The following is a 12,739-nucleotide window of genomic DNA, read 5'->3' as shown; positions in this document are numbered from 1 at the left end:
AACCAAATCATCGCATCTAGGGTCCGGCCACCGGACGGCGCGGCGTCCCGAAGCGCGATGACTTGTACCGTTTGCTGTTTTGAATCGTTCTGGATTTGTTAAGGTACCCTGGGCGTCATGTGCGCATCGCAGACCCCGACCACCGCCGAGGAACTGCGCGGTGCCGGCCTGCGGGTGACCGCCGCCCGCGTCGCGCTGCTGGAGACCGTCCGCGAGGGCGACCACCTCGACGTCGAAGGGATCGCCGCCGGAGTGCGCGACCGCGTCGGCCACATCTCGCTGCAGGCCGTCTACGAGGCCGTCCACGCGCTCACCAAGGCCGGGCTGGTCCGCCGCATCGAGCCCGCCGGAAGCCCCGCCCGCTTCGAGGGCCGGGTCGGCGACAACCACCACCACCTGGTGTGCCGCAGGTGCGGCGCGGTCCAGGACGTCGACTGCGCCGTCGGGCACCCGCCCTGCCTGGACCCGGTCGACGACGCCGGCTACCTGGTCGACGAGGCCGACGTCACGTTCTGGGGCCTGTGCCCGCGGTGCCGCGAGGCCGGCTGACCGTTCTCTCCCCGGACACGGGACGGCCGGGCCGGTCCCCGTGGACCGGCCCGGCCGCCGTCATGTCACGCCCTGCTCACGACACCGTTCACGGCACCGCTCACGGCACCGCTCAGCGGGTCGAGGTGAGGTCGTACCGGTCGAGGTTCATGACCTTGTCCCACGCCGCGACGAAGTCCTGGACGAACTTCTCCTGCGCGTCGTCGCTCGCGTAGACCTCCGCGACCGCGCGCAGCTCGGCGTTCGCGCCGAACACCAGGTCGGCGCGGCTGCCGGTCCACTTGACCTCGCCGGAGGCGTCGCTGCCCTCGAAGATCTCCGACGTCTCCGAGGTCGCCTTCCACGTGGTGCCCATGTCGAGCAGGTTCACGAAGAAGTCGTTGGTCAGCACGCCGGGCCGGTCGGTGAGGACGCCCAGCGACGACAGGTCGTGGTTCGCGCCGAGCACCCGCAGGCCGCCGAGCAGCACCGTCATCTCGGGCGTGCTCAGGGTGAGCAGGTTCGCCCGGTCGATGAGGAGGAACTCGCCCGGCAGCGTGTTCCCCTTCGCGAGGTAGTTGCGGAACCCGTCGTGCGTGGGCTCCATCACCTCGAACGACTCGACGTCGGTCTCCTCCTGCGAGGCGTCGGTGCGCCCGGGGGTGAAGGGGACGGTGATGTCGAAGCCCGCGTCCTTGGCCGCCTTCTCGACGCCGGCGCACCCGCCGAGCACGATCAGGTCGGCGAGCGAGACCCGCTTGCTGCCGGTCTGCTCGGCGTTGAACGCCTCCTGGACCTGCTCCAGGGTGCGCAGGACGTTGCGGAGCTGGTCGGGGTTGTTGACCTCCCAGTCCTTCTGCGGCGTCAGGCGGATGCGGGCGCCGTTGGCGCCGCCGCGCTTGTCGGTGCCGCGGAACGAGGCCGCCGACGCCCACGCGGTCGTCACCAGCTGGGAGACCGAGAGGCCGGAGTCCAGCAGCCGGGCCTTGAGGGCCGCGACGTCGGCGTCGTCCACGAGCTCGTGGTCCACCACCGGGACCGGGTCCTGCCAGACCAGCGTCTCGTCCGGGACCTCCGGGCCGAGGTAGCGGGAGACCGGGCCCATGTCGCGGTGCGTCAGCTTGAACCACGCGCGGGCGAACGCGTCCGCGAACTCCTCGGGGTTGTCCTTGAACCGCCGCGAGATCGGCTCGTAGATCGGGTCGAAGCGCAGCGACAGGTCGGTGGTCAGCATCCCCGGCTGGCGGTTCAGCGTGCCGTCCTCGGGGTCGGGGACGGTGTCGGCGCCGCCGCCGTCCTTCGGCCGCCACTGCTTGGCCCCGGCGGGGCTCTCGGTCAGCTCCCACTCGTACTTGAACAGCGTCTCGAAGAAGCTGTTGTCCCACGTGGTCGGGGTGGGCGTCCAGGTGACCTCGAGGCCGCTGGTGTAGGAGTCGCGGCCCTTGCCGGTGCCGTGGCCGTTCTTCCAGCCGAGGCCCATGTCCTCCAGCGGGGCGGCCTCGGGCTCGGGGCCGACGTGGGTGTCGGGCGCCGCGCCGTGCGTCTTGCCGAAGGTGTGGCCGCCGGCGATCAGCGCGACGGTCTCCTCGTCGTTCATCGCCATCCGGGCGAACGTCTCGCGGATGTCGCGCGCCGCGGCGATCGGGTCCGGGTTGCCGTTCGGGCCCTCCGGGTTGACGTAGATGAGGCCCATCTGCACCGCGGCCAGCGGCTTCTCCAGCTCGCGGTCGCCGCTGTAGCGCTCGTCGTCCAGCCAGGCGGTCTCGGGGCCCCAGAAGACGTCCTCCTCGGCCTCCCAGGCGTCCTCGCGGCCGCCAGCGTAGCCGAACGTCTTCAGGCCCATCGTCTCCAGGGCGACGTTGCCGGCCAGGATCATCAGGTCGGCCCAGGAGATCTTCCGGCCGTACTTCTTCTTGACCGGCCACAGCACGCGGCGGGCCTTGTCGAGGCTGGCGTTGTCCGGCCAGCTGTTCAGGGGCGCGAAGCGCTGCTGGCCGGCGCCGGCGCCGCCGCGGCCGTCGCTGACGCGGTAGGTGCCCGCGCTGTGCCACGCCATCCGGATGATCAGCGGCCCGTAGTTGCCGAAGTCGGCGGGCCACCAGTCCTGCGAGTCGGTGAGCACCTGCGCGATGTCCTGCTTGACCGCGTTGAGGTCGAGGCTGTTGAACGCCTCGGCGTAGTTGAACTCCTCGCCGAGCGGGTTGGTCATCGGCGGGTTCTTGGCGAGGATCTTGAGGTTGAGCCGCTCCGGCCACCAGCCGCGGTTGCCGCCGCCCTGGGTCGGGTGCGGGGCGCGCTTGTGCGCGACCGGACAGCCCGAGCTCTCGGTGGCCTGTTCGGGGGTCGGCGTGACGACTTCATTGTTGTCGGACATGAGGTTCCTTCCGGGACTACGCGAGGTTGGCGGACGAGGAACTCCGGGCGGAGCAGGCGGAGCACAGGCCCCAGTAGACGACCTCGGCCTCGTCGATCGTGAAGCCGCTGTCATCGGGAGCGGTCAGGCAGGGCGCCTCGCCGACGGCGCAGTCGGCGTCGGCGATGGCCCCGCAGGACCGGCACACGATGTGGTGGTGGTTGTCGCCGACCCGGGCCTCGTACCGGGCGACGGAGCCGGACGGCTGGATGCGCCGCACCAGGCCCGCCGCCGTCAGCGCGCGCAGCGAGTCGTAGACGGCCTGGTGGGACACCTTCGGGACGTCCCTGCGCACGGCGTCGATGAGCGAGTCGGTGTCGGCGTGCGGATGCGCGTGCACCGCGCTCAGCACCGCGACCCGTGGCCGGGTCACGCGGAGGGCGGCACCGCGCAGCATCTGCTGGTATTCCACGGTCGTGGCCACGTCCGACAGGCTGCCCCCTTTTCTTGAACGAGTCAAGTGTTTGTAGTCCCCCACTTCTTGACCACCTCAGCCCGCCGGCCCCCACGCCCGCATCAGGATCTACAGGACGGCAGCCCCAAGATCCACAAGTGCCCCCAGCCGGTCACCGTGGTAGGGACTGCGAGCATGGAGTTCTTCTGCTATCACCGTGATCGTCCCGGCTCAGCGGCTCTGCGCGAGGAGCTGAACGAAGAGCACTGGTCCTACATGGACCCGTACGCGGCCAAGATGATCGCCCGCGGCCCGACCTTCGACCGCCACAGCGACACGCTCACCGGCAGCGTGCACATCCTCGACCTGCCCGATCCCGCCGCCGCCCGCGCGTTCGCCTTCGATGAGCCCAACTATCAGGCCGGCGCGTACCGGGACGTGCTGCTGCGCCGATTCCGCAACATGCTGGGGCGCACCATGTGGGATTTCCCCGGTGGCCGGACCGGCGGCAACCGGTACCTGGTGCTCGGCCTCGGCTCGGGGCAGGCCGCCGACCTCACCGTGCCGCCCGCCCAGGACGAGCTGATCGCCTACGGGCCGCTGTTGTCCGACGATGGCTCCGCCTGGCTGGGCACGGCGGTGCTGCTCCGTGCGCCGGACCCGGACACCGCACGCGCCGTTTTGCCCCTGGACCGGTACGCCGACATTGAGGTCCACGATTGGGAGTTCGGCGGACGGCGGTAGTCGCATCCATCAGGCTCCGGCTCCGCGACCCGTTTCACGGGACCATGCGGGCCCATATCCATTTGCCACCGCTCGGGTCCTGCGTGGCACCGCAGTGCGCCGAGAGGGCCTGGACGATGTGCAGGCCCCAGCCGCCGTTGTCGTCGAACGCCTCCTCGGACAGGTCGAGGTCTTCGAGGGTGAGCCGCCGGAGCGGCCGGGGACGCGGGGCGCCGAGGCCGGAGTCCCACACGGCGATGATGATCCCCTGCGCGTCCCGGCTGAGCTGGAAGCGGATCTCCTCCCGCGGGGTCGCGCGGGCGGCGTTCGTGACGAGCTCGGAGACGACCAGAAGTGCATCGTCGAGAATGCGGAAATAGCCCCATTTATGCAGCCACGCTTCTGCAAGGGTCCGCGCAAGCCCCACCGTGGCCGGCGTCCCGAGCAGGGGAATGATCAAATCCCCCGTCGCCGTCATCACCATCGTCCCCGCCCTTGTCGCAGTTTTGTATTTCCTGTGACGAGGGTCACTGACCTGTCTTAACTTTGGGTGTATCAACAGGAACTCAAAACAGGAGGGGCGATGCCCAAGGTCCGCGAACCTCTCGACCCGAAGATCTCAATGGGCCACTTCCTCGCGTACTACCTGCGGTTCGTCCGCGAGCAGGAGGGCCTGTCCCTCACCCAGTGGGGGAAGATCATCGGACTGGCCCGGTCGAGTGTTTCGAACATCGAGGCCGGGCGCGCCCGCCTCCAGGAGGACTACGCCCGGCGTCTGGACGTGAAGTTCGAGACCGGCGGGCTGTTCGAGCTGCTGCTCTGGTACTCCCGCATGGCCCACGACCCGAACTGGTTCAAGCAGTACAGCGAGCACGAGCGGCACGCGGCCGAGATCAAGGTCTTCCACGGGCAGGTGATCCCCCTGCTCCTCCAGACCGACGACTACACGCGGGCCTATGGCCGTCTCAGTACGGCAAAGGACCGCGAGGCCGTGCTTGCCGGGCGGATCGCTCGAAAGCGAGCCGTTCTGGAGCGAGAAGACCCGCCCTACATCTGGGCCCTTCTGGACGAGGCCGTTCTGGCGCGCCGGGTCGGCGGGCCAGAAGTCATGCGACCGCAGCTCGAGCACCTCCTCGAAATGGCCGACCGCTGGAACGTGATCCTCCGAGTCGTCCCCTTCTCAGCCGGCGAACACCTCGGATCCGACGGGTTCTTCCAGCTCATCGGCCTCCCGGACCGCAACATCGCATACGCAGGTGCGAAGGGCGGCGGGCGCTTGATCGAGATGCAAGACGAGGTCAAGGAGTTTGCTGATACGTTCGAACGTATCGGCGCAAAGGCCGACTCTCAGGACGCCTCACGCGAGCTGATCAAGCAGTACTTGGAGAGCTACCCATGATCATCCAGTGGCGCAAGAGTTCGTACAGTGGCTCGGCGAATGATGACGTGTGCGTTGAGCTGGGGCGACTTGCGCCGGGGGTGGGCATCGGCGTGCGGGACTCGAAGGACCCGGACGGTGGGCACCTCGCGCTCACGTCCGATCAGTTCGCCGCCTTGCTGGCCGGGCTCAAGCGCGACCCGTCCTCCTGACCCTCGCTCCGGTTTGCGGCTGGGCGGGGAGGTCGGCGGCCTCGGTGACGTGCGGTGTCATGGCCGTGTGGGGGTCGGGTCCGCTCTCAGGCGTTCGGCGTGGGCGAAGCGGGCGCGGTAGGCGGACGGGGTGAGGCCGGTCCGGCGGCGGACCTGGGTGCGCAGGTTGGCGGTCGTGCCGAGGCCGCTGGCGCGTGCGACGGCCTCCAGCCGCAGTTCGCCGTTCTCGATGAGCCGGCACGCCAGCGCGACCCGCTCGGCGGTCAGCCAGGCCAGCGGGGTGGTGCCGAGTTCGGCCTGGAAACGGCGATGCAGCGTCGCGGCGCTGTTCGCGGCGCGGGCGGCCAGATCGGCGACGGTCAACGGCTGATCGAGCCGCTCCTGGGCCCAGGCCAGGACGGGCGCCAGCGAGGTGTCCGGGATCGCCGGGACGGGACGTTCGACGAACTGCCGCTGGCCGCCGTCGCGGTGCAGTGCGAAGACCAGGCGGCGGCCGACGGCGTTGGCGATCTCCGCGCCGTGATCGCGGCGGACGATGTGCAGCCCCAGGTCGAGCGCGGCGGCGCTGCCCGCGGCCGTCAGCACGTCACCGTCGTCCACGAACAGCACATCGGGTTCGAGTTTCACCGCTGGGAAGCGGGACCGGAAGAGATCGACCCAGCGCCAGTGGGTGGTCGCCGGGCGGTCGTCGAGCACCCCGGCGGCCGCGAGGGTGAACGCGCCGGTGCAGAAGCTCACCAGCCGTGCGCCGCGGGCGGCGGCGTCCCGGATCGCGGCAAGGACCGTCCCGGCGGGCGCGTTCTCGGGGTCGGGACGGTTGGGGACGATCACGGTGTCGGCGCGTTCGACCGCCTCCAGCCCCGGGATCCCCGACATCGCGAACATGCCCGCGTGCATCACCACCGGGCCCGGCGCGCAGAGCGTGAAGTCGTACCACGGGATGCCCAGCTCAGGCCGGCGCAGGCCGAACAGCTCGGTCGCGATGCCCAGTTCGAACGGGTTCGAGCCCTCATCGACGATCATCACGACGCGGTGCGAGGATCCTTGCGGCATATGCGATTCCTAGCACTCGCGCCGCACCGGGGCCACCCGGGACAGTGGACGGGTGAACGAACCGATCGAACTGAACTCCGCGCTGGCCTCCTTCACCGACCTCTGGAGCCCGCGCATCGTCTCCCGGGTGAACGACTACGACGTCCGCGTCGCCAAGGTCGCCGGGGACCATGTCTGGCACGCCCACGACGACACCGACGAGTTCTTCCTGGTGCTCGACGGCGAGTTGACCATCGCGCTCCGCGACGACCAGGGTGAACGCGCCGTGACGCTGCCCAAGGGCGCGGTGTTCGTCGTCCCACGCGGCGTCGAGCACAAGCCGTCCGCCCCCGGCGGGGCGTCGATCCTCCTGTTCGAGCCGACCGGGACGTTGAGCGTCGGCGACCGGCACGAGGACGTGCCGAACCACGTCGACGCGACCGTCGGCCGACCGCTCAACTGAGTCTCCGCGCATCTGACGTACCGGGGCCGCCGTGAATGACGTACCCGCGGGCTACGTTGAGGCCATGTTCGAGGGGTTCGACGAGTTCGACGTCACGACGCCGCAGACGACGATCCACGGTGTGCGCGGCGGGTCCGGGCCGCCGGTCCTGCTGCTGCACGGCATTCCCGAGACGCACCTGATGTGGCACCGCGTCGCGCCGGCGCTGGCCGAGCGGTTCACCGTCGTCGCCACCGACCTGCGCGGCTACGGTGCCAGCGGGAAGCCGCCCAGCGGCCCTGACCACGAGCCCTACCGGATGCGGGCGATCGCCGCCGACCAGGTCCAGGTGATGGCGGCGCTGGGCTTCGACCGGTTCGCGGTGGTCGGCCACGACCGCGGCGCCCGCTGCGCCTACCGGATGGCGCTCGACCATCCGGCGGCGGTCAGCCGCCTGGCGGTGCTGGACGTGGTGCCCACCGCCGAGGCCTACGGCCGCGCCGACGCCGAGTTCAGCCTCGGCTTCTGGGTCTGGTCGTTCCTGGCGGCCCCGGAGCCGGTCCCGGAGAAGATGATCGCGGCGGCACCGCAGGTCCTGGTCGACCACATGCTCGACGCCTGGTCGCAGGTGCCCGGCGTCTTTCCCGACGAGGTGCGGGCCGCCTACGCCGCGGCCTTCACCGATCCGGACACGGTGCACGCCATCTGCGAGCAGTACCGCGCGGCCGCAACCCTGGACGTGGCCGACGACAATGCCGACCGGGGCCACCGGCGCATCGAATGCCCGACGCTGGTGCTGTGGAGCGCCACCGGCCCGCTCGGGCAGTGGTACGACCCGCTCGACATCTGGCGGACCTGGGCCGCCGACGTGCGCGGCGCGCCCGTGCGGGCCGGCCACTTCCTGCCGGAGGAGGCACCCGAGGAGACCCTCCGCCACCTGCTGGAACTGCTCGCATAGGTCCCGTTGGACGGCCCCGCCCCAGGGCGGGGCCTCCTCGTGTCCGGGGGCAATGAATTCATTCGGCCGGTCGAAGTGGAGCGGCAAGTTTTCACTGGAATTCGTCCAAGGACTCCCGTACCCCGCGATGCGTTTACACGGGATTGCACATTGACCCGAAGCGGTCATTCTCGGGGGGTCGCAAGGGCGCCTACCAGGCACGAATACCAATGATCACTCTACCTCTTCTCCTTAACGTGTACCAGGGTCCAGCACGGGTAAGGCAGGCACCCTCTTCGCAAGAGACGCAATTCGAAATGGAGGAACGCGTCCATGAAAAGAGCTGCCTTTCAGCTGTCCGCGATCGCGATCGCGCTGGTGACGGCCCTGGCCCTCGCCATCGCACCCGCCTCGGCGCGCCAGCGGCCCGCGGCGCCGGCCCCGCTCGCCAGCATCCCCGTCAGCGGGACCGCTGAGGACGGGTCGACGTTCACCGGCACGCTGGTCCCGTCGGCCTTCACGGCCGAGGGCCGCCAGATCAACCTCAACGGCACCGTCAGCGGGACGATGCGCAACGCGTCCGGCGTCACCACCGGCACGGTCAACAGCACGCCGGTGTCCGCGCCGCTCGCGCTGCCGGCCGCGACCTGCCCGATCCTGCACCTGACGCTCGGCCCGCTGGACCTCAACCTGCTCGGCCTGAAGGTGCACCTCGACCGGGTCGTCCTGGACATCACGGCCGTCTCCGGTCCGGGCAACCTGCTCGGCAACCTGCTGTGCGCCATCGCCGGCCTGCTCAACGGCGCCGGCAACATCACCGGGCTCCCCGCGCTGATCGCGCAACTGAACGCACTGCTCGGCCTGACCGGCTAGCTCCCGGCCGCCGGCCCGGGCGGGCACGGCCCCTGCGCGGGGTCGTGCCCGCCCGCCGCGTTCGGGCCGAGTTCGCCCAATGCAAATAGACATTATTGTTTGACTGCTATTAGATTTGTGCCATGCCCCGGAGTCCGCAGCTCGGCACGTCCTCCGCGAGGAAGCGGTGAGCCGGTTCGGCGGGGGCGTCCGCGTGGTGCTCCGCCTGGCGCGGTACGAGGCGCGGGCCGGGCGCGCACTCGCGGTGGAGCCCGGGCACCTGCTCATCGGGCTGAGCAGGCTGACGCGTCCCGACCAGGCAGAGGTCTTCGCCGGGGCCGAGTCGACTCCCGTCGACCTGGAGGCCCTGCGCGCGGACGGCCGGCTGCTGCGCCAACGCCTCGCCGCCGCCGGCGTCGACCCGGTGGAGCTGCGGAGCCGGCTGCGCACGCTGCTCGCCTCCACCGTCGCGGGACCGATGCCCGAACGGCCGCCGCACCGCAGCCGCGCGTCGTACCACGCGTTCGGCCGGGCCGCGCAGCTCGCCGAACCGTCCCAGGCGGGGCCGCTGCACCTGCTGCGGGCGATCGCCGAACGACCCGACCGGTGGTCGTCGAAGGCGTTCGCCGATCTGGACGTCGCCGACCCGCTCGCCGCCCTGTTCCCGGAGCTGGGGCGCGGTACCGTCCCGCCCGCAGACCTCGGACGGCCACCGCCGGACCGCGAGCTGGAACTCCTCGGCAAGTACGGCCGGGACCTGACCGCGCTGGCCCGCCGCGGCAAGCTCCCCGAACTGATCGGACGGCGGGACGAGCTGCGCCGCCTGGCCCGCGTGCTGGTGCGGCAGCGCAAGGCGAACGCGGTCCTGGTCGGGCACGCGGGCGTCGGGAAGACGTGCGTCGTGGAAGGGCTGGCGCAGCGGCTCGTCGCGGCGGACGCGCCCGCGGCGCTGGCCGGGTCCCGGCTGATCGAGCTGTCGATGTCGGCGCTGGTCGCGGGCACGAAGTACCGGGGCGAGTTCGAGGAGCGGATCCAGGGCGTCCTCGCGGAGGCGGCCGGCGCGCCCGAGGTGATCCTGTTCGTCGACGAGCTGCACACGGTGCTCGGCGCGGGCGGGCGCGGCGCGTCCGACGCGGCGAACATCCTGAAGCCGGCGCTGGCGCGCGGCGAGCTGCGCTGCGTCGGCGCGACGACGCCGCAGGAGTACCGGCGCCACATCGAGTCGGATCCGGCGCTGGAACGCCGGTTCGAGGCGGTGTGGATCGAGGAGCCGACGCGGTCGGAGGCGGTGACGATCCTGGGCGGGCTGCGGGCGCGGCTCGCCGCGCACCATGGAGTCGGCATCGACCCGGACGTGCCCGCGGCGGCGGTCGACCTGGCCGTCCGGCACCTGCCCGACCTGCGGCTGCCGGACAAGGCCATCGACCTGGTCGACCAGGCGTGCGCGGCCGCGCGGATCCGGACGCTGAGCCCGGAGGACGGGCCGCGCGGGCCCGCCCGGATCGGCCGCGCCGAGGTGGCGGCGGCCGTGGCCGAGCGCGCCCGCCTGCCGCTGGAGCGGGTCGAGGCCGACGAGGCGCACCGCCTGCTCGGCATGGAGGAGCGGCTGCGCCGCCGGGTGGCCGGGCAGGACGAGGCGGTCCGCGCGGTCGCCGAGACGATCCGCGCGTCCCGCGCGGGGCTGGGCGATCCGGACCGCCCCGCCGGGGTGTTCCTGTTCGCGGGCCCGACCGGCACGGGCAAGACGGAGCTGGCCAAGGCGCTCGCGGAGTTCCTGTTCGACGACGAGCGGCGGCTGGTCCGCATCGACATGTCGGAGTACAAGGAGCGGCACGCGGTCTCCCGGCTGCTCGGCGCGCCGCCCGGATACCTCGGCCACGACCGGGAGGGCCAGCTCAGCGGGCCACTGCGGGACCATCCGCACAGCGTCGTGCTGTTCGACGAGATCGAGAAGGCGCATCCGGAGGTCCTGGACCTGTTCCTGCAGATCCTCGACGAGGGGCGGCTGACCGACGCGCGCGGGCGGCGCGTCTCGTTCACCGACGCGGTGATCGTCATGACCTCGAACCTCGGCGCGTCCGGGACCGCGCCCGCGGCGGCGAAGCAGCCCCTGGGTTTCGCGCCCGCGCGCGCCGCAGTGCAGCAGCGGGAGTCCGGGACCGAACGCGTGATGGCCGCGCTCCGCGAGGCCCTGCGCCCGGAGCTGCTCGGCCGTATCGGCCGGATCGTGGTGTTCTCGCCGCTGGACGAGGCCGCGCGGCGGCAGGTCCTCGACAAGGTGCTCGCCCGCGTCCGGGACCGGCTCGCGGACCGTTCGATCACGCTGCGGCTGACCGAGGAGGCCCGCGACCTGCTGCTGCGGCACGGCGACGCCGCGCGGTCCGGCGCGCGGGCGCTGGAACAGGCCGTCGAACGCCTGCTGGTCCAGCCGCTGGGCCGCGAACTGGTGGCGGGCCGGATCGCGGACGGCACGCGGCTTCTCGTCGGCGCCGCCGGCGAGGACCTGGTCTTCGCATCGGACGAGGAGGACCGTGAGTAGCACGAGGCGGATGGCCCCCGCCGTCACGCTGACGCTGGTCAAGGGGCGGCTCGACCGCAAGGAGTTCGTCTTCGACGAGCGGACGACCTGCGTGCTCGGCCGCTCGTCCGACTGCTCGCCGCGCCTGCCGGACGACGAGCACCACCGCAAGGTGTCGCGGCACCACTGCCTCATCGACGTCAACCCGCCGGCCGCCCGCATCCGCGACTTCGGCAGCCTCAACGGCACCTACGTCAACGGCCGCAGGATCGGCAAGCGGGAACGGCACCAGACGCCGGAGGAGGCCGCGCTGCTCCGGTACCCGGAGCACGACCTCGCCGACGGCGACGAGATCCGCATCGGCGACACCGTGTTCCGCGTCGGCATCCACGCCCCCGACACCGGCGACGAACTGTCGGCGCCCTCCCTCGACCCGGCGGACGTCGCCGCGCTCCTCGAGGAGATCGCGCGCGGCGGGAACGCGACGCTGATCCCCGGCTACACCATCCTGCGGGAACTCGGGCGCGGCGGAATGGGCGCCGTCTACCTGGCCCGCGACGACTCCACCGGCGCCGAGGTCGCCCTGAAGCTGATGCTGCCGAGGGTCGCGGTGAACCCCACGGCGCGCGCCCGGTTCCTGCGGGAGGCCGAACTGACCAGGATGCTGCGCCATCCGAACATCGCCGCCCTGCACGACCTCGGCTCGTCCGGCGGCGTCTTCTACTTCACGATCGAGTACTGCACGCGCGGCAGCCTCGACCGGCTGGTGGCCCGGCGGGGCGGGCGGCTCCCGGCCGACGAGGCCGTCCCGCTCTTCCTCCAGGTGCTGGACGGCCTGGAACACGCGCACGACCAGGGCGTGGTGCACCGCGACCTCAGCCCGTCGAACATCCTGCTGCACGAGGACGACCCCGGAACCCTCGTGGCGAAGGTCGCCGACTTCGGGCTGGCGAAGGCGTTCGACCAGGCCGGGCTCAGCGGACTCACCAGGACCGGCGCGACCGCCGGGAAACCGGTGTTCATGGCGCGCCGGCAGGTCATCGACTTCAAGAACGCCGCACCGGCCGTGGACGTCTGGGCCGCGGCGGCCTGCCTCTACAACACGCTTTGCGGCGACGTCCCGCGCGACTTCCCGCCCGGCAAGGACCCGTGGCGGGTCGTCCTGCAAGCACCGCCGGTGCCGCTGCGCGAGCGCGCGCCCCGCGTTCCGAAAGCCCTGGCCGAGGCCGTCGACACCGCGCTGCGCGAGAAGCCGGCGTTCGGGTTCACGACGGCGGCGCAGTTCCGGGACGCCCTTCTCGCCTGCTGAG

General features: G+C 71.5%; 13 protein-coding genes. 9 read left to right on the top strand and 4 right to left on the bottom strand.

Translation table 11 applies throughout. The features are described 5' to 3' along the window. Positions 1–117: 117 nt before the first annotated feature. Positions 118–549 (top strand): Fur family transcriptional regulator, encoded by a 432-nt coding sequence (locus QP089_RS05550; RefSeq protein ID WP_285910215.1) that lies wholly within the window; start codon positions 118–120, stop codon positions 547–549. A gap of 112 nt (positions 550–661) precedes the next feature. On the opposite strand, the gene katG is transcribed toward QP089_RS05550, so the two are convergent. Together katG and QP089_RS05540 are read right to left on the bottom strand one after the other, a co-directional pair. Further along, positions 662–2,902, bottom strand: coding sequence for a catalase/peroxidase HPI (gene katG / locus QP089_RS05545; RefSeq protein ID WP_285910214.1), 2,241 nt, complete (start codon positions 2,900–2,902; stop codon positions 662–664). Positions 2,903–2,918: 16 nt separating this feature from the next. After that, a complete protein-coding gene (locus QP089_RS05540; protein ID WP_285910357.1) occupies positions 2,919–3,338 on the bottom strand; it encodes a Fur family transcriptional regulator in 420 nt (139 codons plus the stop codon). A 192-nt stretch (positions 3,339–3,530) separates the two neighbouring features. On the opposite strand from QP089_RS05540, the gene QP089_RS05535 reads away from it, so the two are divergent. Further along, entirely contained in the window at positions 3,531–4,079 is a 549-nt protein-coding gene (locus QP089_RS05535) for a YciI family protein (protein WP_285910213.1), read from the top strand. Between the two features lie 34 nt (positions 4,080–4,113). Here QP089_RS05535 and QP089_RS05530 read toward each other — a convergent pair whose 3' ends face one another. Beyond that, a complete protein-coding gene (locus tag QP089_RS05530) occupies positions 4,114–4,542 on the bottom strand; it encodes an ATP-binding protein (RefSeq protein WP_285910212.1) in 429 nt (142 codons plus the stop codon). A 99-nt stretch (positions 4,543–4,641) separates the two neighbouring features. On the opposite strand from QP089_RS05530, the gene QP089_RS05525 reads away from it, so the two are divergent. Both QP089_RS05525 and QP089_RS05520 read left to right on the top strand, forming a co-directional pair. Next, positions 4,642–5,457, top strand: a complete 816-nt coding sequence (locus QP089_RS05525; protein WP_285910211.1) for a helix-turn-helix domain-containing protein — start codon at positions 4,642–4,644, stop codon at positions 5,455–5,457. Then, positions 5,454–5,648, top strand: a complete 195-nt coding sequence (locus QP089_RS05520) for a DUF397 domain-containing protein (RefSeq protein ID WP_285910210.1) — start codon at positions 5,454–5,456, stop codon at positions 5,646–5,648. Before QP089_RS05525 ends, QP089_RS05520 begins: the two co-directional genes overlap by 4 nt. 57 nt (positions 5,649–5,705) lie before the next feature. Here QP089_RS05520 and QP089_RS05515 read toward each other — a convergent pair whose 3' ends face one another. Beyond that, entirely contained in the window at positions 5,706–6,701 is a 996-nt protein-coding gene (locus QP089_RS05515) for a helix-turn-helix domain-containing protein (RefSeq protein ID WP_285910209.1), read from the bottom strand. 52 nt (positions 6,702–6,753) lie between these two features. On the opposite strand from QP089_RS05515, the gene QP089_RS05510 reads away from it, so the two are divergent. The 5 genes from QP089_RS05510 (at position 6,754) to QP089_RS05490 (ending at position 12,738) form a co-directional block, all read left to right on the top strand. Next, the gene (locus QP089_RS05510; protein ID WP_285910207.1) at positions 6,754–7,143 is read left to right on the top strand and encodes a cupin domain-containing protein; all 390 of its coding nucleotides are present in this window, start codon (positions 6,754–6,756) and stop codon (positions 7,141–7,143) included. A gap of 31 nt (positions 7,144–7,174) precedes the next feature. Then, positions 7,175–8,080, top strand: a complete 906-nt coding sequence (locus tag QP089_RS05505) for an alpha/beta fold hydrolase (RefSeq protein WP_285910205.1) — start codon at positions 7,175–7,177, stop codon at positions 8,078–8,080. A gap of 312 nt (positions 8,081–8,392) precedes the next feature. Further along, positions 8,393–8,932 (top strand): hypothetical protein, encoded by a 540-nt coding sequence (locus QP089_RS05500; RefSeq protein ID WP_285910204.1) that lies wholly within the window; start codon positions 8,393–8,395, stop codon positions 8,930–8,932. Positions 8,933–9,098: 166 nt separating this feature from the next. Next, entirely contained in the window at positions 9,099–11,450 is a 2,352-nt protein-coding gene (locus QP089_RS05495; protein ID WP_285910202.1) for an AAA family ATPase, read from the top strand. Beyond that, positions 11,443–12,738: a protein kinase domain-containing protein gene (locus tag QP089_RS05490; protein ID WP_285910201.1), complete on the top strand. Its 1,296-nt coding sequence runs from the start codon at positions 11,443–11,445 to the stop codon at positions 12,736–12,738. Before QP089_RS05495 ends, QP089_RS05490 begins: the two co-directional genes overlap by 8 nt. Position 12,739: the final 1 nt, after the last annotated feature.

This window comes from Actinomadura opuntiae, from assembly GCF_030283205.1.
GTDB lineage: Bacteria > Actinomycetota > Actinomycetes > Streptosporangiales > Streptosporangiaceae > Spirillospora.
The sequence above is the reverse complement of the archived record's forward strand: the minus strand, read 5'-3'. Positions and strand labels throughout refer to the sequence as shown.